We start from the raw sequence: 15,433 nt of genomic DNA on the forward strand, positions 1-15,433 counted from the left end.
AGCCGCATCACCTCGTCGGCGGTCTGCAGGGATTCGACCACCTGGCCGATCTCGCGCACCGCATCGGCGATCGAGGCGCCGCGCCCCAGCGCCAGGCCCAGCCGGCGGTTGCGCGACAGGTCGCCGGTGCAGGTCAGCACGAGGTCGCCGAGGCCGGCGAGGCCCATCAGGGTTTCCGGCCGGCCGCCGAGGGCGATGTTGAGGCGCAGCATCTCGTTGAGGCCGCGGGTGATCAGGCCGGCGCGGGCGTTCAGCCCCAGCCCCATGCCGTCGGCGACGCCGGTGGCCACCGCCAGCACGTTCTTCATCGCGCCGCCCAGTTCGGCGCCGCGCATGTCGTTGCCGGTGTAGGCGCGGAACGCCGGGCCGTGCAGGACATCGGCGACCTTCCTCGAAAAACCATCGTCGTCCGAATGCACGGTCAGCGCGGTCGGCAGTCCCTGGGCGACTTCCTTCGCGAACGACGGCCCCGTCACCACCGCCAGCGGCACATCCGGCCCGAGAATTTCCGCCGCGACTTCGTGCAGGAACCGCCCGCTGCCGGGTTCGAAACCCTTGGTCGCCCACGCCACGCCCGCGCGGCCGGGGCGCAGCGGCGCCAGCGCACGCAGGGTTTCGGCGAAGGCATGCGAGGGCACCACCACCAGCACCCAGTCGACGCCGTCCAGCGCGCCGGCAAGATCGGTGGTTGCGCGCAGCCCGTCCGGCAGCTTGATCTCCGGCAGGTAGCGGGTGTTGCCCGCGCCGGCGTCGATCGCTTCGATCATCGCCGGATCGCGGCCCCACAGGCGGGTCGGGTGGCCGTGGCGGGCCGCCAGCGCCGCCAGCGCGGTGCCCCACGAGCCCGCGCCGAGAACCGCAAGTGGCGGTGTGTCGATGGTTTCCATGCGCCAAGCCTAACCCGCACGCCGCGCAAAAGACACGCGCACGGCCCCCTCAAGGCGGAGCGTCCGCGCGGGCGTCACGGCGCCCGCGCGATGCGTGGTTGCCGTGCGGCGATTCCGCACGGAGGATGCGATCAGGCGTTGCCGGCGGGCGCGGCGCTAGCGAGGAAGCCGCCCTGCTGGCCTTGCTCGGCGCGCTGGCGCAGCGATTCGGCGTACAGCGCCTCGAAGTTGAGTGGCTGCATCGGGAACGGCGGGAAGCCGCCGGTCGTCACCAGCTGACCGATCGCGGCGGCAGCGTAGGGGTAGAGCATGCTCGGGCACTGGATGCCGAGCATCGCGTCCAGGGTCTGGTCGTCGAAACCGCTCAGGCCGAACACGCCGGCCTGCACCACTTCGGCCAGATAGGCGTTGTGCTCGTTGATGTTGCAGGTCAGGGTGATGCCGAGGCTGACCTCGAACGCGTTCTCGGCAAGCCGTTGCACCTTCTGGTTCAGCTTCATCTGCAGGTCGGGCTGGCCCTGCTCGTTGAACACCTGCGGCGCGTTGGGCGCTTCGAACGAGGCGTCCTTGAGGTAGAGCTTCTCGACCGTGAAGGTCGCTTGCGGCTGGCCAGCGGCCGGGGCGGCGCCGTTGAGGGTTTCGTCGGACATGGGGAACTCCAGGGATCGGCGGCGCGGCCGCGCGGACAGGACAAGAGGCGGATTATCGCATTGCGCGCGGCACTTTGCCCGGCGCTGCATCCGATCTGGGGGCAATGCCGCGGATCACAAGCCACGCGGTACGCCGCGAACCACCGGCTCAGCGACCTTTGACCAGCGGCATGTCGGCGCCGCGCCAGGCCTGGATGCCGCCGTCGAGCACGCTGACCTGGGTGAAACCGGCCTTGCGCATGCGGCTGGCCGCGCCCTGTGCGGTCTGACCGGAATTGCAGACCAGCACCACCGGCAGCGCCTTGGCCGGCGCCAGTAGCTTGTTTTCCGGGTCGAACTGGCTGAGCTGGACGTTCTTCGAGCCGGCGATGTGGCCTTTCTCGAAATCGACGGGCACGCGCAGATCCACCACCAGCGCGTTCTCGCGATTCATCATGCCGACCAGCACGGACGGGCCGATCCGGCGGATGCCGCCCAGCCGCAGCGCGATTTCCACGCCGATCAGGGCGAGCGTGATCGCGATCAAGGCGATCGACAGCTGGGGATGACGGCCGGCGAAGGCGGCGATTTCGGCAAAGCTCACGTGGTTCGGCCCGGATTCGGCAAGGGCGGCAATTGTAGCCGCACGGCGCCTGCCGCGACGGACGGGGCGGCGCTCAGTCGCGAGGCCACAGGTCGGGCAGGCCGCTCATCTGCCACCACATCTTGCGTTCGGCGTCGTAGTGCCACTGTTCGCGGTAGCGCACCGTGCGCTCGGTCAGGTTGTACTTGTTGACCACGCCGATCTCGATCTCGCGCACCACGTCGCCGTTCTCCAGCACGCGGCTGCCCAGCTCGCGATAGCTGGAAATCTGGATCTGCTTGTAGCGGGAGAAATCGATGTCGGTCAGCGGATGTTCCTCGCGGACCTTGGGGTCGATCAGGTTCCAGGCGCCCTCGAAGTTGCCCCAGCGGATCGCCGCCGAATAATCGATCTGGTTGCGGTCCAGCGCGCCGGTCTTGCCGCCCGATTCCGGGCACCCCGCCAGAAGGACGAGGCAGCACAGCAGCAGGCAGCGGAACAGGAATCGAGCCATCGGTGCACTCCGCGGGTGTCGTTCCCGCATCCTACCTGTTTGAACCGGCGGCTGCGGCGACATCACGATGCTTCGGCTTTGCCGATGGCGACATAGCGCCCGGAGAACGTCGCCGCCACGCCGCCGTCGGCCAGCAGGGTACGCGCGCGCAGGCGCGCCCCGGCGCGACCCTGGCGCGCCAGCGTGTCCACCAGCGCGGCGCGGTCGGCTGCGGTATCGAAACCCGCCTCGACCACGATGTCTTCGAACACCGGCTTGAGATAGCGGATCTGGCTGTCGGCCACGTACACCTCGGCCGCCAGGTTGGCCTGTTCAAGCTCCAGCGTCACCAGGCCCCAGGCCGCGATGGTCATCAGGGACACCGTGCTGCCGCCGAACGCGCAGCCCTTGTCGTTGACGTTGGCATCGAGCGGTGCGCGCAGCCGCAGCAGGCCGTCGCGCCATTCCAGGATCTGCGGCCGCAGCGCGGCCACCGGCGGCATGCCGAGGAAGTGGCCGACGAGCGCCTCCATCGGCGCGGGGGATTTCGTGTTCGCGTCCATGCCCACAGCCTGCCGCAAGCCGGCGGTTGTGCCAAGCTTTCGCAATGCCCAAGCGCCACGTCATGCCTCCGCTGGCCGGCTGGATCGTCCTGTCGCTGCGTCCGCGCGGCCAGCACGGTGGCCTGCGCACGGCCACCGCCCGGGCCGGTGCACGGACGCTGGCGCTGTCGGTGCTGGCGATCCAGCCCATCGCCGACGCCACAGCGCGCCGCACTCTGGCTTCGGCGCTGGCAGCCGATCTGGTCGTGTTCACCAGCCCCAACGCGGTGCGGATGGCGGCCGCTTTGCGGCCCCTGCGCGCGCGCCGCGCACAGCGCTGGCTGGCGGTGGGCGAGGGAACCCGGCTTGCCCTGCAGCGGTTTGGCATCGCCGCACAGACGCCGGAACGCATGGACAGCGAGGGCCTGCTGGCGCTGCCGACGTTGGCGGAACTGCGCGGCAAGACCCTGGGTCTGGTCAGCGGGTGCGGCGGGCGCGGCCTGCTGGAACCGGCGCTGCGCAAGCGCGGTGCGCAGGTCGTGCGCGCGGACGTCTATGAGCGCGTGGCCGTGCCGCTGGCGCCGGCCCGGCAGACCGCGCTGGAAACCGCGTTGCGGCAGCCGCGGCGGGTACTGCTGGCGCTGACCAGTGCCGAAGCCCTGGCGGGGCTGCTGGCGCAGGTCGAGTCGCCGGCCCTGAAAAAAACGGCCGTGGTCGCTGCCAGTCCCCGGCTGGCGCAACTGGCGCGCGCAAGCGGTTTCGCGCGCGTGGTCACCGCTGCCAGCGCGCGTCCGGCGGCGCTGCTGACTGCCGCGGTCGCGTTCCAATGATGCGATCGCTCACTCCGTCGACAGGCGCGCGGACTTCCTCTTCGTCCTCCGCCTGCGCCCGTATTGCTGAAACGTGCAGGGCGCGCGGCGCTCTGCGCGGGGGCCAAAGGCCATGATTCACGTAGTGCTGGCTGCCCTGTGCAGCGTGCTGGTGTCGGTGCTGCTCAAGCTGGCGCCGCGGCTGCGCTTCGGGGTCGGACAGGCGGTGGCGTGGAATTACGTGGCGACCACGGCGCTGACCCTGCTGATCCTGCAGCCGCCGCCGGCTTCGCTGCGCGACCCCGCGCTGCCGTGGCCCGCGCTGATTGCGCTCGGCGTGCTGCTGCCGACCATCTTTCTCGCGCTGGCCGCCTCGGTGCGCCATGCCGGCATCGTGCGCAGCGACGCGGCGATGCGGCTGTCGCTGCTGATCCCGCTGCTGGCGGCGTTCACCCTGTTCGGAGAAGCGCCGTCGCCGATGAAGCTGGCCGGCTGCGCGCTGGGGCTGGTGGCGCTGGGCTGCATGATCGCGCGTCGCTCCGCAGCGGCGTCGGCCGCGCCGCCGCTGTGGCGCTACCCGCTGCTGGTGTTCCTCGGCTTCGGCGTGATCGACGTGCTGTTCAAGCGCGTGGCGGCCGCTGGCGTGGCGCTGGGCACGGCGCTGGCGGTCACCTTCGCGCTGGCGCTGCTGGTCGCCTTCCTCATCGAGCTGATGCGGCGGCAGCCGTTCAACGCGCGCAGCGCCGGCGCCGGGCTGCTGCTGGGCCTGTGCAACTTCGGCAATATCCTGTTCTACCTGCGCGCGCACCGCGCGCTGCCGGACAGTCCCTCGCTGGTGTTTGCCAGCATGAATCTCGGCGTGGTGGCGCTGGGCGCCTTGGTCGGGGTGCTGGCCTTCCGCGAGCGGCTGGGCCGCGCCGGCAGCCTCGGCGTGGCGCTGGCGCTGGTGGCCATCCTGATGTTGACCCGCGCTTGACGTCGATCAGGCATCGACCGGACGCGGGCAAGTGCGTTCCCTAAACTGTCCGCATGAGCACGCATCCCGATTTCGACGCCGTCCGCGACTACCTGCGCAACCTGCAGGAGCGCATCTGTACCGCCATCGAAGCCGCCGACGGCGGCGCGCGGTTCCGCGAGGATCTGTGGCAGCGTCCGGAAGGCGGCGGTGGGCGCACCCGCGTGCTGCGCGACGGCGCGGTGTTCGAACAGGCCGGGATCGGGTTCTCGGATGTCTCGGGCACCCAGTTGCCGCCCTCGGCCACCGCGGCGCGGCCCGAGCTGGCCGGGGCCTCGTGGCGCGCGGTGGGCGTGTCGCTGGTGTTCCATCCGCGCAATCCCTACCTGCCGACCACCCACGCCAACGTCCGCCACTTCACCGCCCTGCGCGACGGCCAGACCGTGGCTTGGTGGTTCGGCGGCGGCTTCGACCTGACGCCGTTCTATCCGTTCGACGAGGACGTGCGGCACTGGCACCTGGTGGCGCGCGCGCTGTGCGAGCCGTTCGGCGGGCAGGCGCGCTACGACGCGCACAAGAAGTGGTGCGACGACTATTTCTTCCTGAAGCACCGGGACGAAACCCGCGGCGTGGGCGGCTTGTTCTTCGACGACCTGCACGGCGACTTCGACGACTGCTTCGGCTACCTGCGCGCGGTTGGCGATGGCTTCCTCGATGCCTATCTGCCGATTGTCGAGCGCCGCAAGCACACGCCGCATGGCGAGCGCGAGCGCCAGTTCCAGCTATACCGGCGCGGCCGCTACGTGGAGTTCAACCTGGTGTTCGATCGCGGCACGCTGTTCGGTTTGCAATCCGGCGGGCGCACCGAGTCGATCCTGATGAGCCTGCCGCCGCTGGCGCGCTGGGAATACGGCTACGTGCCCGAGGCGGGCAGCGCCGAGGCGCGGCTGGCCGACTACCTGCGTCCGCGCGACTGGCTTTCCGGCAAGTAAGGTGCCCGCAGGTTTCCCCCTGTAGCGAAATCAAGGAGGAAGCAGCGAGCGCAGCTTGCTGCCGGGGGACATTCGCGGAAGGGGGAAGCCTGCGGGCACAACGCGACAAGTCCATTCGACGTCGGCGCCGGGCGCCGACGCTCAGGGCGAACGGTTTCCGGTTGACCCTGCCGGCGTGCTCGTCAATCCCGCACCAGGGTGGATTTTCCGAACAGGCTTTCCACCAGATCGACGGCCAGTTTCGCGGTCATGTTGCGGCGGTCGAGCGCCGGGTTGATCTCGACCAGGTCGAGCGAAGCCAGTCGGCCGCAGTCGGCGATCATCTCCATGATCAGCTGCGCTTCGCGATAGTTGACGCCGCCGGGAACGCGGGTGCCGGTACCGGGCGCGATCGGCGGATCGAGCATGTCGACGTCGAAGCTGACGTGCAGGTGGGTGTTTTCATCCATGCCGTCCAACGCGTCCTCCATCGAGCGGCGGATGCCGACCTCGTCGATGTAGCGCATGTCGTAGATGTCCAGACCCTGACTTTGCACCAGCCGCTTCTCTTCGGGATCGACCGAACGGATGCCGATCTGGCGGATCTGGTCCGGGGACAGCTGCGGCGCCGGGCCGCCCAGCGTGGTCAGCGATTCCGGGCCGAGGCCGCACAGGCAGGCCACCGGCATGCCGTGGATGTTGCCGCTGGGCGTGATCTCGCGGGTGTTGAAATCGGCGTGGGCGTCCAGCCACAGCACCCGCAGGGCCTTGCCGGTGGCGCGGCAATGCGCGGCCACCGCCGAGATCGAGCCGATGGCGAGGCAGTGGTCGCCGCCCATCAGGATCGGCAGGCGTCCGGCCTGCAGCTCGCGGGCGCTGGCCTCGAACACGGCGCGGTTCCACGCCTCGACCTCGGGCAGGTGGCGGTAGCCATCGGACGGCGGGGTTTGCGGATTGGCCGGACCGCTGACGTCGCCGACATCGCGCACATCGACGCCGCGTCCGGCGATCGCCTTGACCAGACCGGCCACGCGCAGCGCTTCCGGTCCCATCGAGGCCCCGCGCAGGGAGGCGCCGATATCGGTGGGCACGCCGAAGACGGAAACGGGGGGATAGCTGCGGGTCATTGCGAACTCCGGTCGTGGGGTCAGCGCGCGCGGGCACGGAGGTGGTGCCGCTTGTCCGAATCGAACGGACGACCTGCTGTTTACAAGGCAGCTGCTCTACCAACTGAGCTAAAGCGGCGCGAGCGGGGATTCTAGCAGGGGCTGCCGCGCCCGCCGCCCGCGTCACTGCATCAGCTTGCAGTCCAGCGCCTTCGATGGCGCGATCTGCGCCACCCGCGCCTGGCCCATGCCGGTTGGCAGGCGCGCGTTGAGCCAGATCCGCGGCGCTCCGCTGCCGCGCGCCTCGACCATGGCCTCTATGCCCTTGCCGCGCAGTTCCTCGGCCCGCCGATGCGCGCCGGCTTCGCTGCTGAAACGGCCCAGCGCGATCCGGTTGGCCTGGTCGCCCGAGTTCATCACGAACACGTCGTCGATGCCCTGCGCCTTGAGCTTGCCCGCCAGTTCGACCGCATCGGCGCGGCTGGGCTGCGCCGGCAGGAACACGTTCCAGCCGCTGGACGCGCCGGAGCGATCTTCGAAAGGTACGGCCTCCGCCCCGATCGCGACCAGCGCATCGCGGGCGCCGTTGCGTGCGGACGGTCCGGCGAATGGGCCGAAGCGCAGACAGAGGCCGGCAGCTGCGTGCGCCGCCGCAGCAGACCCGGTCGCGGGCGTCGTCGCTGCAGGCCGCGCTTCTTCGAGCAACTGCAATTGCGGCGCATGCAGCGGCGCCGGCGTGGCCGCACGTGGGTGTGGCCCGACCGCCCACCACGCGGCGGCGCTCAGGTTCAGCATGACCAGGATGACGAGTGCGGCGCGCAGCAGCATCGCGACAGTTTAGCGAAGCAGGGGCCGGGCTGGCCGAAGTCGGCGGTCAGCCCAGGCGCAGCGCCCGCCAGCGCGCCAGACCGTTCAGGACGGCATCGGGCACCCATCGATGCTCGGGCAGGCGTGCGCGCAGCGGCTGCGCGCCGCCGCCGTGCAGGCACAGGGCCGGCGCGACGCCAAGGCGCTCCTGCGCCTGCCGCAGGCTCTGTTCGACCAGCGCCAGCGCGGCGCCTTCGCAGCCCGAGGCCAGCGCGTGATCGGTATCGTCGGCGAACGCCGCATACCGTCCGCCGGTTTCCGGGAGGTGCGGCGCCCGCGCGTGCAGGCTTGCCCGCATCAGCTCCGGCGCGGGCGCGATGCGTCCGCCCAGATGGCGGCCCGTCGCATCCACCAGATCCACGGTCAGCGCGGTGCCGACGCCGACCACCAGCAAGGGTTCGCGGCCGCACAGCCCGAGCATCGCCAGGAAACGATCGACGCCCAGATGCTCCGGCCGCGGGTAGGCGATCCGCAGCGGCCCGAGCGTCGGTTCGGTCCGCACCCGGTGCAGCCGCCGAAAGCGCTGCGCCAGCGCCAGCAGCAGTGCGATGGTGCGCTCCAGCGACGCCACGCTGGCCACGCAGACGACCTCGCCCTGTGGCAGGCCGGCCAGCCAGTCGTCGCGGTCGCAGGCCACCGCCGTCACCTCGCCCACGCCGCCGTCCGCGTCCAGCGCGGCCCACTTCAGGCGGGTGTTGCCCAGGTCGAACATCCAGAAGCTCATGCACGCACACTCACGTCGCCGGCGTGGATGCGGCGCTCATGGCCGTCGGCATCGCGCACGCGCAGCGCGCCGTCCGCGGCGATGCCCAGCGTCTGCGCGCTCCAGCGCTGCGCGTCCTCGTGCACCTCGACTGCGCGCCCGGCCAACGCGTCGAGCCGCTGGTAGCGCGTCAGGAACGGTTCCAGCCCTTCGCGTTCGAAGACATCCAGCGCCGGCAGCAGGTGCGCCAGCAGGGCTCCGGCCAGCGGACCGCGCGCCGGTGGCCAAGGCGCCAGACCGACGAGGTCGATCCACGGCTGGTCGATCGCCTGCGTGGATTCCGGCGGCATTCGCACGTTCAATCCCAGCCCGACGACGGCCCGGCAGAGTCCGGCCGTTTCGCCGCCGCCTTCGACCAGCAGCCCACCGAGTTTGTGCAGCGCCTCACCCCGCGCCACGACCAGATCATTCGGCCATTTCAGGCGCACCGAACCGAAGCCCTGCGCATGCAGCGCCTCGCAGACGGCGACGCCGGCGGCCAGGCTCAGTCCGGCCAGCCGCGCCAGCCCGCCGTGAAACCCGCGCGCCAGCGACAGATAGACGTGCGCGGCCAGAGGTGAAGCCCACTGGCGTCCACGCCGCCCGCGGCCGCCGGTCTGGCGTTCGGCCAGCAGCACCGCGCAGCTGTGCGCCGGAGTGGCGCGTCGCAGCAGTTCGCTGTTGGTCGAATCGATCGACCAGAGCACGTCCAGTTCGGTCACGTCCTTGCGCAGCTCGACCGGCAGCGCCGCGCGGATTGCGTTGGCGTCGAGCAGGTCGAGCGGCTGTGCAAGCGAATAGCCCTCGCGCACATGGGCCCGGATGGCGACCCCGGCCTCGCGCAGCGCGACGATCCGTTTCCACACCGCAGCGCGGGTCAACCCCAGTTCGCGCGCCAGTGCGGTGCCGGCCACCGGCCCGTCGGCCAGCCGCAGCAGCAGGGCGCGCTCCTCGCCGGCGCTCACGAACGCGCCCGCCCGCGGCGCCAGAATCGCGCGCCTTCGAAGCGCAGTTCGCTGCCCTGCCACAGCCGCTGCAGGTTGGCGCGATGGGTGAAGGCGATGAACAGCGAAAACACGATGCAATAACCCAGCGGGCCGGCGTCCGGCGCCAGCAGCCAGGCCCACAGCGTCAGGCTGGCGGCGGCGATCACGGTCGCCAGCCCGACGTAGCCGCTGGCGACCAGCACCAGCGCCCACAGCCCGACCAGCAGCGGCACCACCAGCGGCCACAGCACCAGCAGGCCGCCAACGCCCGCGCCCGCACCCTTGCCGCCGCGGAAGCCGTGCCACAGTGGCCAGACGTGGCCGACCATCGCCGCCAGCAGCGCCGCCCACGCCCAGTCCGGCGCGAAGCGCAGCGCCAGCCATGCGGACAGCGCGCCCTTGCCGAGGTCGATGGCCACCGCGCCGAGCGCGAAGCGCAGCCCCTGGGTGCGAAACGCGTTGGTGCCGCCGGCGTTGCCGCTGCCTTGGGTGCGCACGTCCACCCCACGCAGCCGACCGAGCAGCAGGCTGCCCGACAGCGAGCCAAGCAGGTAGGCGGCCAGCAGGACGCCGAGGGCGAGTGCGGCGGGTGGAAGCGAAACGGGCATCGACGAATCCGCAAAACGGGCAGGGCGATGATACGCAGGCTCCGCCATCGCCGTCCGCTACGGCGCCGGCTGCAGTCCGGCCACCAGCGTGCCCGGGCCGGCATGGGCACCGATCGCCGGGCCGATGTCGACCAGATGCGCTTCATCGATCTCAAGCCGCGTCCGCAGCGCCGCCAGCAGGCGCTGGCCATCGGCCAGGGCATCGGCATGGCCGACGATCAATCGCCAGCGCGCGGCGCCCTTCGCCCGTCGCGCCACGTAGCGGGCGAACGCCTCCGGTGCCTGCCGGCGTGCGAACAGGCCGCCCGCCACCTTGAGCACGCCGCGTTCGTGGATCGCCGCCACCGGGGTCAGCCCGCTCCAGCGCACCACCGGCCCGGCCCAGCGCGGGATGCGGCCGCCGCGCACCGCATGCGAGATGTCGCGCGCCATCGCGAAGGTCAGCGTCAGCGGCCGCAGGCGGATCAATTCCTCCTCGATCGCGGCCAGCGCGGCGCCCTGCGCCGCCAGCTCGCCGGCCCGCCACGCCAGCAGCGCCTGCCCGGCGGTGACGTGGCCGCTGTCGAAGCACAGCAGCGGCTTGCGCTGCCCGCGCGCCGCCGTCTCGGCCGACTGCAGGGTGCCCGAGAGCGGCCGCGACAGGCCGACGTAGACCGCGGCCGGCTGGCAGGCCAGCACGTGCTCGAAGGTGCGGCGGAAGTCGCCCGGCGGCGGCTGGCTGGTCCTGGGCAGGGTGCGGCTGGCGGCCATGCGGCGATAGAACTCGTCGACGCCCAGCCCGAGGCGGTCGAGGTAGTCGCGGCCGTCGAGGCTCACCCGCACCGGCACCACGTGGATGTTGCAGCGCTCGGCCAGCGCGTCGGGCAGGTCGGAGGCGCTGTCGGTGATGACGGCGACCTGCGATGGCTGTTCGGTCGCGCGCTGCTGGCGCAGCATGTCGTCGGCCTTCATCGCCTGCAGCTGGCCGAATGCCGCAGCGGCATCGAACAGGCGCTGCGGCTGGCCGATGTGGCCGTGCACGCGCACCCGGCTGGCACTGCCGGCGACCACCAGCGAATCGGCCCCCTGCGCTTCCAGCGCGGCGCGCAGCGCGTCGCGGTCGATCGCCTGGCCGAGGAGCAGACATTCGCTGCAGTAGCGGCGCTGGGGATCGACGGCCTCGTGCGCGTGTGCGCCGACGTGCACGTCGGGGGCCACGCTCGCCGCGAGCCCGCGCCCGGCGCGCAGCGCGCGCGGGCCGCTTGCCGCGTACTCGGCGATGCCCTCCAGCCACAGCACGAAGCCGCGGGCACCGGCGTCGACCACCCCGGCGCGCGCTAGCACCGCCATCTGGCCGGTGGTGGCATCCAGCGCCGCCCGCGCCTGCGCCAGTCCGGCGTCGAACACTTCAGCCGGTGTGCCGGCTGCCTGCCGGGCGCGCTCCTCCAGCGCACGGGCGAAAGCCTCGATCACGGTCAGGATGGTGCCCTCGACCGGCCGTGCCAGTGCGGCCCGCGCGCTCACGGCACCGCGCCGCGCCGCCGCGACCAGGTCATCGACATCCAGCACCGGCCGCTGCCGGATGCGCTCGCCGAGACCGACCAGGAATTGCGCCATGATCGCGCCCGAGTTGCCGCGCGCGCCGTCGATCGCGTCCTCCCCGACCTGCGCCAGCAGTTCGTTGACGCGCCGGCTGCGCCGGCTCAGCGCGCCGTGCAGGATCGCACCCAGGGTCGAGGCGAGGTTGTTGCCGGTATCGCCGTCGGCGACCGGAAACACGTTGATGCGGTTGAGCTCGTCACTGGCGGCGATCACCCGCCGCGCGCCGACGATCAGCGCCCGCCGCAGCGCGGCAGCGGATACGGTGGAGGACAAAGGCGCAGCCAGCACGGCGTCACTCATGCAGAAAGTGTGCCGACCTGGGTGCAAACCCGCTTGCTGCAATGCAGCATCAACGTCGTGCGTTTCACGCTATAGTCCTTTGTGGAGTCGTGTCGATGTGACCCGGCCCACCGCCGCGGTGACCGCCATGCGCCCACGCCAGACGCTTTGCCTGCTCGTCTTTCTCGCCCTGCTTGGCTTGGGCGGTCAGGCGGCTGCGCGCGAGCCGCAGCGCGTGGCTCCCGAAGCCAGCGACTCGGCTGACGCCGCCAGTGTGCAGGGCGAGCGTGGTTTCGAAGGCGACATCGACGGCGCGGTTGCGGCCTCGCACGCGGGGCAGCGCGCCGCCAGGCCCGCTGCGCGGACGGCGACTCCGGCACCGACACGGTCCAGCAGCGACGCCCGGATCCTGCCATCGCGTTTCCACAGCTTCCTGCCCGGCATGTTCCGCTGACGCGTGATCTGGCCGTTTTCGCGTCACCCGATTGCGCAAGCCCCGATCGATCCCGCCCGCCTTCGACAGGCGGGCGCCGGCCTGCCGTGGCTGCGTGGGCTGGACTCGGTGCGACTGGAGCGGCTGAACGCGCTTGCTGCGCGTTTCGTTTCCGAGAAAACGATCACCCCGGTGCACGATCTGCAGTTGAACGAAGTCCAGCGGCTGCGGCTGGCCCTGCTGTGCTGTTTGCCGCTGCTGGAATTCGGCGGCGATGGCCTGCGCGGCTGGAGCGAGCTGATCGTCTATCCGGGCGCTTTTCGCGTCCGCCACCAGCGGTTCGACGACCACGGCGTTGCGCACGAAGACGTGGAGGATCTCGCCGGCGAGGCCTGGGAGCGCGGTCCGGTGATCCTGTCCTGGGCCGATGTGCGCGCCGACATTGCCGAGCCGTTCGAGGGCTACTGCGTGGCGGTGCACGAGATCGCGCACAAGCTTGATGCGCTGGACGGCGGTATGGACGGCACCCCGCCGTTGCCGCAGGCGTGGCGCAGGCAGTGGGTGTCCGATTTCCAGCGCGCCTTCGATGCGCTGTGCGCGCAGGTCGATGCCGGACGCGAAACCGCCATCGACCCCTACGCCGGCGAATCGCCGGAAGAGTTCTTCGCGGTGTGCAGCGAATACCATTTCTCCGCGCCCGCGCTCCTGCACGCGGCGTGCCCCGCCGTGGCCGCCCACCTGGCGCGCTTCTACGGCGCGCCGCCCTTCGCGCACTGACGCTCACGGTCCGCCCGGAAGTTCGACCTCGAAACGCGCGCCGCCGCGCTCTTCGGAACGCCCGACCCGCAGTTCGCCGCGGTAGGCGCGGATGATGTCCTGCACGATGGCCAGACCGATGCCGTGGCCCTGCACGCGCTCGTCGCCGCGCACGCCGCGCTGCAGCACCCTGGCGATCTTGTCTTCGGCGATGCCGGGGCCGTCGTCTTCCACCACGATGCGCAGTCCGGGCCGGCGCCCGGCGATCGGAGCGACTTCGGTGATCGTCAGCAGCACGCGGGCCTGCGCCCACTTGAAGGCGTTTTCCAGCAGGTTGCCGAGCAGCTCCTGCAGGTCGCCGACTTCGCCGTGGAAGCGCGCTTCGGGCGCGATCTCGAATTCGCACAGCACGCCGCGTCCGGCGTAGACCTTTTCCAGCCCGACCACGATCTGCTCGGCGTAAGGCTCGATCTCGATCGGCGCCGCGTACAGCGCGTGCCCGGTGCGCGCCGCGCGGGCGAGCTGGTAGGAGACGAGGTCGCTCATCCGCCGCACCTGCGCGTCCACTTCCTGCCGCAGTTCGGCCTCGCTTCCTTCCGCGTCCAGCCGCGCGCGCAGCACCGCCAGCGGCGTCTTCAGGCTGTGGGCGAGATCGGCCATGGTGTTGCGCTGGTGCTCGAGGTTTTCGCGCTCGCTCTGGATGAAGGCGTTGATGCTCTCGGTCAGGGGCTCCAGCTCGCGCGGATGGGCCTCGCTCATGCCCGCGGCGGAACCGGCCTGCACGCGTTTGAGTTCGTCGATCACGTCGCGCAGCGGCCGCAGGCTCCAGCCCAGGACCACGGTCTGCAACAGCAGCAGCACGGCGCCGGCGCCGCCGAGATAGCCCCACAGCGCCGCCCGGAAGGTGGCCATCTGGTCGGCCAGGGCGGACGCGTCTTCGAGGACATAGACGGTATAGGGAATTTCCTTGTCGCCGTTGGCGCTGATCCATGCCAGCCCGTAGCCGTAGCGATAGACCATGCCCTGGTCGCCGTTGATCCGGGTCATCGGCAGCGGGCCGTCGAACTGGCGGGTGCCGGGGGCGAGCAGGGGGCCCTGCGGCAGCCGGGGACCCTGCGCCGAATCCGATTCCCAGTGCACGGACTGGAGCACGATCTGCGCGTACAGGCCGCTGCCGGGGCGCATGAAGCGCGGGTCGGGTGCGACCCAGGGGGGGATCACGCTGCCGTCGCGCGCGAAGTCACTGCCGGCATAGGCCAAGGCATAGCTGTGCAGGCGCTCGCGCAGCCCGTTTTCCGCGGTGTTCTGGAAGGCGTGGTCGAGCGCGAAGCCGGCCAGCGCGAGAAAGGCGATCAGGCCGAAGCTGGCGGCCCACAGCTGGCGGGAGCGCAGCGAACGCGGTTGGGCGATCCGCAGCCGGCGCCGGCGTGGCGGCGTGGCCTCAGGATCGGGCAGTGCGGCAGCCATGCCCGGCACCGACCCTGCGCTTGATGCGTCCGCAGGTCATTCGCCGCTGCGGGCGATCGCGAACCGGTAGCCGCGGCCGCGCACGGTTTCGATCGGCTTGAGGGTGCCGTCCGGATCGAGCTTCTTGCGCAAGCGGCCGATGAAGACTTCCAGCACGTTGGAATCGCGGTCGAAGTCCTGCTGGTAGATGTGCTCGGTCAGGTCGGCCTTCGAGACCAGCTCGCCGGCGTGCATCATCAGGTATTCGAGCACCTTGTACTCGTAGCTGGTCAAGTCGACATTGGCGCCGTTCACGCTGACCGTCTGCGCGGCCAGGTCCAGCAGCACCGGCCCGCATTCCAGGCTTGGCTTGCTCCAGCCGGCGGCGCGGCGCACCAGCGCGTTGAGCCGCGCCAGCAGTTCCTCGACGTGGAAAGGCTTGACCAGATAATCGTCGGCGCCCTGGCGCAGGCCCTCGACCTTGTCCTGCCAGCTCGAACGCGCGGTCAGGATCAGCACCGGGAATTTCTTGCCTTCGCTGCGCAGCGCCTTGATCAGGTCGATGCCGCTCATCCGGGGCAGGCCCAGATCGATGATGCCGAGGTCGAACGGCACCTCGCGGCCCATGTACAGGCCTTCCTCGCCATCCTGCGCCGCGTCCACCGCGAAGCCTTCGCGCTTGAGGCGCGCGGCCAGAGTTTCGCGCAACGGCGCTTCGTCTTCCACCAGAAGGATACGCATGCCAGCTCCCCGAATGGCG

At 71.0% G+C, this 15,433-nt stretch carries 18 protein-coding genes and 1 tRNA gene; 5 read left to right on the forward strand and 14 right to left on the reverse strand.

Going from position 1 to position 15,433, the window contains the following annotated elements:
* From Q0X16_RS07130 to Q0X16_RS07150, 5 genes are all read right to left on the reverse strand, one after another.
* On the reverse strand, window positions 1-887 hold an 887-nt coding region (locus Q0X16_RS07130; RefSeq protein ID WP_297832561.1), incomplete at its 3' end, for an NAD(P)H-dependent glycerol-3-phosphate dehydrogenase.
* 131 nt (window positions 888-1,018) lie between these two features.
* Complete coding sequence (gene secB / locus Q0X16_RS07135) at window positions 1,019-1,537, reverse strand: protein-export chaperone SecB (protein ID WP_297832564.1); 519 nt, start codon at window positions 1,535-1,537, stop codon at window positions 1,019-1,021.
* 148 nt (window positions 1,538-1,685) lie between these two features.
* The gene (locus Q0X16_RS07140; protein ID WP_297832567.1) at window positions 1,686-2,120 is read right to left on the reverse strand and encodes a rhodanese-like domain-containing protein; all 435 of its coding nucleotides are present in this window, start codon (window positions 2,118-2,120) and stop codon (window positions 1,686-1,688) included.
* A 73-nt stretch (window positions 2,121-2,193) separates the two neighbouring features.
* The gene (locus tag Q0X16_RS07145; RefSeq protein ID WP_297832570.1) at window positions 2,194-2,613 is read right to left on the reverse strand and encodes a hypothetical protein; all 420 of its coding nucleotides are present in this window, start codon (window positions 2,611-2,613) and stop codon (window positions 2,194-2,196) included.
* Window positions 2,614-2,675: 62 nt separating this feature from the next.
* Complete coding sequence (locus Q0X16_RS07150) at window positions 2,676-3,155, reverse strand: YiiD C-terminal domain-containing protein (RefSeq protein ID WP_297832573.1); 480 nt, start codon at window positions 3,153-3,155, stop codon at window positions 2,676-2,678.
* A 44-nt stretch (window positions 3,156-3,199) separates the two neighbouring features.
* Here Q0X16_RS07150 and Q0X16_RS07155 point away from each other — a divergent pair, with 44 nt between their 5' ends.
* The 3 genes from Q0X16_RS07155 to hemF all read left to right on the forward strand — a co-directional run bounded on the left by Q0X16_RS07155 (window position 3,200) and on the right by hemF (window position 5,890).
* Window positions 3,200-3,964, forward strand: a complete 765-nt coding sequence (locus Q0X16_RS07155; RefSeq protein ID WP_297832576.1) for a uroporphyrinogen-III synthase — start codon at window positions 3,200-3,202, stop codon at window positions 3,962-3,964.
* Window positions 3,965-4,076: 112 nt separating this feature from the next.
* Window positions 4,077-4,919 (forward strand): DMT family transporter, encoded by an 843-nt coding sequence (locus Q0X16_RS07160; protein ID WP_297832579.1) that lies wholly within the window; start codon window positions 4,077-4,079, stop codon window positions 4,917-4,919.
* A 53-nt stretch (window positions 4,920-4,972) separates the two neighbouring features.
* Entirely contained in the window at window positions 4,973-5,890 is a 918-nt protein-coding gene (gene hemF / locus Q0X16_RS07165; protein ID WP_297832582.1) for an oxygen-dependent coproporphyrinogen oxidase, read from the forward strand.
* Between the two features lie 182 nt (window positions 5,891-6,072).
* On the opposite strand, the gene rocF is transcribed toward hemF, so the two are convergent.
* The 7 genes from rocF to Q0X16_RS07200 all read right to left on the reverse strand — a co-directional run bounded on the left by rocF (window position 6,073) and on the right by Q0X16_RS07200 (window position 12,059).
* Window positions 6,073-6,996 (reverse strand): arginase, encoded by a 924-nt coding sequence (gene rocF / locus Q0X16_RS07170; protein ID WP_297832585.1) that lies wholly within the window; start codon window positions 6,994-6,996, stop codon window positions 6,073-6,075.
* Between the two features lie 42 nt (window positions 6,997-7,038).
* Window positions 7,039-7,114 (reverse strand) — tRNA-Thr (locus Q0X16_RS07175).
* A gap of 44 nt (window positions 7,115-7,158) precedes the next feature.
* The gene (locus Q0X16_RS07180; RefSeq protein ID WP_297832587.1) at window positions 7,159-7,803 is read right to left on the reverse strand and encodes an SPOR domain-containing protein; all 645 of its coding nucleotides are present in this window, start codon (window positions 7,801-7,803) and stop codon (window positions 7,159-7,161) included.
* 46 nt (window positions 7,804-7,849) lie between these two features.
* Complete coding sequence (locus tag Q0X16_RS07185) at window positions 7,850-8,566, reverse strand: type III pantothenate kinase (protein ID WP_297832590.1); 717 nt, start codon at window positions 8,564-8,566, stop codon at window positions 7,850-7,852.
* Window positions 8,563-9,549 (reverse strand): bifunctional biotin--[acetyl-CoA-carboxylase] ligase/biotin operon repressor BirA, encoded by a 987-nt coding sequence (gene birA, locus Q0X16_RS07190; RefSeq protein WP_297832593.1) that lies wholly within the window; start codon window positions 9,547-9,549, stop codon window positions 8,563-8,565. The genes Q0X16_RS07185 and birA overlap by 4 nt, the downstream gene beginning before the upstream one ends.
* Window positions 9,546-10,178 carry a glycerol-3-phosphate acyltransferase gene (locus tag Q0X16_RS07195; RefSeq protein ID WP_297832597.1) on the reverse strand — a complete coding sequence of 211 codons (633 nt, stop codon included), beginning with the start codon at window positions 10,176-10,178 and terminating at the stop codon, window positions 9,546-9,548. The genes birA and Q0X16_RS07195 overlap by 4 nt, the downstream gene beginning before the upstream one ends.
* 57 nt (window positions 10,179-10,235) lie before the next feature.
* Entirely contained in the window at window positions 10,236-12,059 is a 1,824-nt protein-coding gene (locus Q0X16_RS07200) for a DegV family protein (RefSeq protein WP_297832600.1), read from the reverse strand.
* A gap of 97 nt (window positions 12,060-12,156) precedes the next feature.
* Between Q0X16_RS07200 and Q0X16_RS07205 the strand changes: the two genes are divergently transcribed.
* Both Q0X16_RS07205 and Q0X16_RS07210 read left to right on the forward strand, forming a co-directional pair.
* Window positions 12,157-12,492: a hypothetical protein gene (locus Q0X16_RS07205; RefSeq protein WP_297832602.1), complete on the forward strand. Its 336-nt coding sequence runs from the start codon at window positions 12,157-12,159 to the stop codon at window positions 12,490-12,492.
* Window positions 12,493-12,522: 30 nt separating this feature from the next.
* Window positions 12,523-13,248 carry a M90 family metallopeptidase gene (locus Q0X16_RS07210; protein ID WP_297832652.1) on the forward strand — a complete coding sequence of 242 codons (726 nt, stop codon included), beginning with the start codon at window positions 12,523-12,525 and terminating at the stop codon, window positions 13,246-13,248.
* A gap of 3 nt (window positions 13,249-13,251) precedes the next feature.
* Here the strand turns inward: Q0X16_RS07210 and Q0X16_RS07215 are convergent, their stop codons facing one another.
* Together Q0X16_RS07215 and Q0X16_RS07220 are read right to left on the reverse strand one after the other, a co-directional pair.
* On the reverse strand, window positions 13,252-14,694 hold the full coding sequence (locus tag Q0X16_RS07215; RefSeq protein ID WP_297832605.1) for a sensor histidine kinase: 1,443 nt from the start codon (window positions 14,692-14,694) through the stop codon (window positions 13,252-13,254).
* A gap of 36 nt (window positions 14,695-14,730) precedes the next feature.
* Window positions 14,731-15,414, reverse strand: coding sequence for a response regulator transcription factor (locus Q0X16_RS07220; RefSeq protein WP_297832607.1), 684 nt, complete (start codon window positions 15,412-15,414; stop codon window positions 14,731-14,733).
* Window positions 15,415-15,433: the final 19 nt, after the last annotated feature.

Origin of the sequence: Thermomonas sp. (assembly GCF_025993755.1) — a bacterium.
Classification (GTDB): Bacteria; Pseudomonadota; Gammaproteobacteria; order Xanthomonadales; family Xanthomonadaceae; genus Thermomonas.

What these genes read in the sequence shown, in the direction of transcription:
- secB (WP_297832564.1), bottom strand. Translation starts at nt 1,537, where the DNA reads ATGTCCGACGAAACCCTCAACGGCGCCGCCCCGGCCGCTGGCCAGCCG.
- Q0X16_RS07145 (WP_297832570.1), bottom strand. Translation starts at nt 2,613, where the DNA reads ATGGCTCGATTCCTGTTCCGCTGCCTGCTGCTGTGCTGCCTCGTCCTT.
- Q0X16_RS07150 (WP_297832573.1), bottom strand. Translation starts at nt 3,155, where the DNA reads ATGGACGCGAACACGAAATCCCCCGCGCCGATGGAGGCGCTCGTCGGC.
- Q0X16_RS07155 (WP_297832576.1), top strand. Translation starts at nt 3,200, where the DNA reads ATGCCCAAGCGCCACGTCATGCCTCCGCTGGCCGGCTGGATCGTCCTG.
- Q0X16_RS07160 (WP_297832579.1), top strand. Translation starts at nt 4,077, where the DNA reads ATGATTCACGTAGTGCTGGCTGCCCTGTGCAGCGTGCTGGTGTCGGTG.
- hemF (WP_297832582.1), top strand. Translation starts at nt 4,973, where the DNA reads ATGAGCACGCATCCCGATTTCGACGCCGTCCGCGACTACCTGCGCAAC.
- rocF (WP_297832585.1), bottom strand. Translation starts at nt 6,996, where the DNA reads ATGACCCGCAGCTATCCCCCCGTTTCCGTCTTCGGCGTGCCCACCGAT.
- Q0X16_RS07180 (WP_297832587.1), bottom strand. Translation starts at nt 7,803, where the DNA reads ATGCTGCTGCGCGCCGCACTCGTCATCCTGGTCATGCTGAACCTGAGC.
- Q0X16_RS07185 (WP_297832590.1), bottom strand. Translation starts at nt 8,566, where the DNA reads ATGAGCTTCTGGATGTTCGACCTGGGCAACACCCGCCTGAAGTGGGCC.
- Q0X16_RS07195 (WP_297832597.1), bottom strand. Translation starts at nt 10,178, where the DNA reads ATGCCCGTTTCGCTTCCACCCGCCGCACTCGCCCTCGGCGTCCTGCTG.
- Q0X16_RS07200 (WP_297832600.1), bottom strand. Translation starts at nt 12,059, where the DNA reads ATGAGTGACGCCGTGCTGGCTGCGCCTTTGTCCTCCACCGTATCCGCT.
- Q0X16_RS07215 (WP_297832605.1), bottom strand. Translation starts at nt 14,694, where the DNA reads ATGGCTGCCGCACTGCCCGATCCTGAGGCCACGCCGCCACGCCGGCGC.
- Q0X16_RS07220 (WP_297832607.1), bottom strand. Translation starts at nt 15,414, where the DNA reads ATGCGTATCCTTCTGGTGGAAGACGAAGCGCCGTTGCGCGAAACTCTG.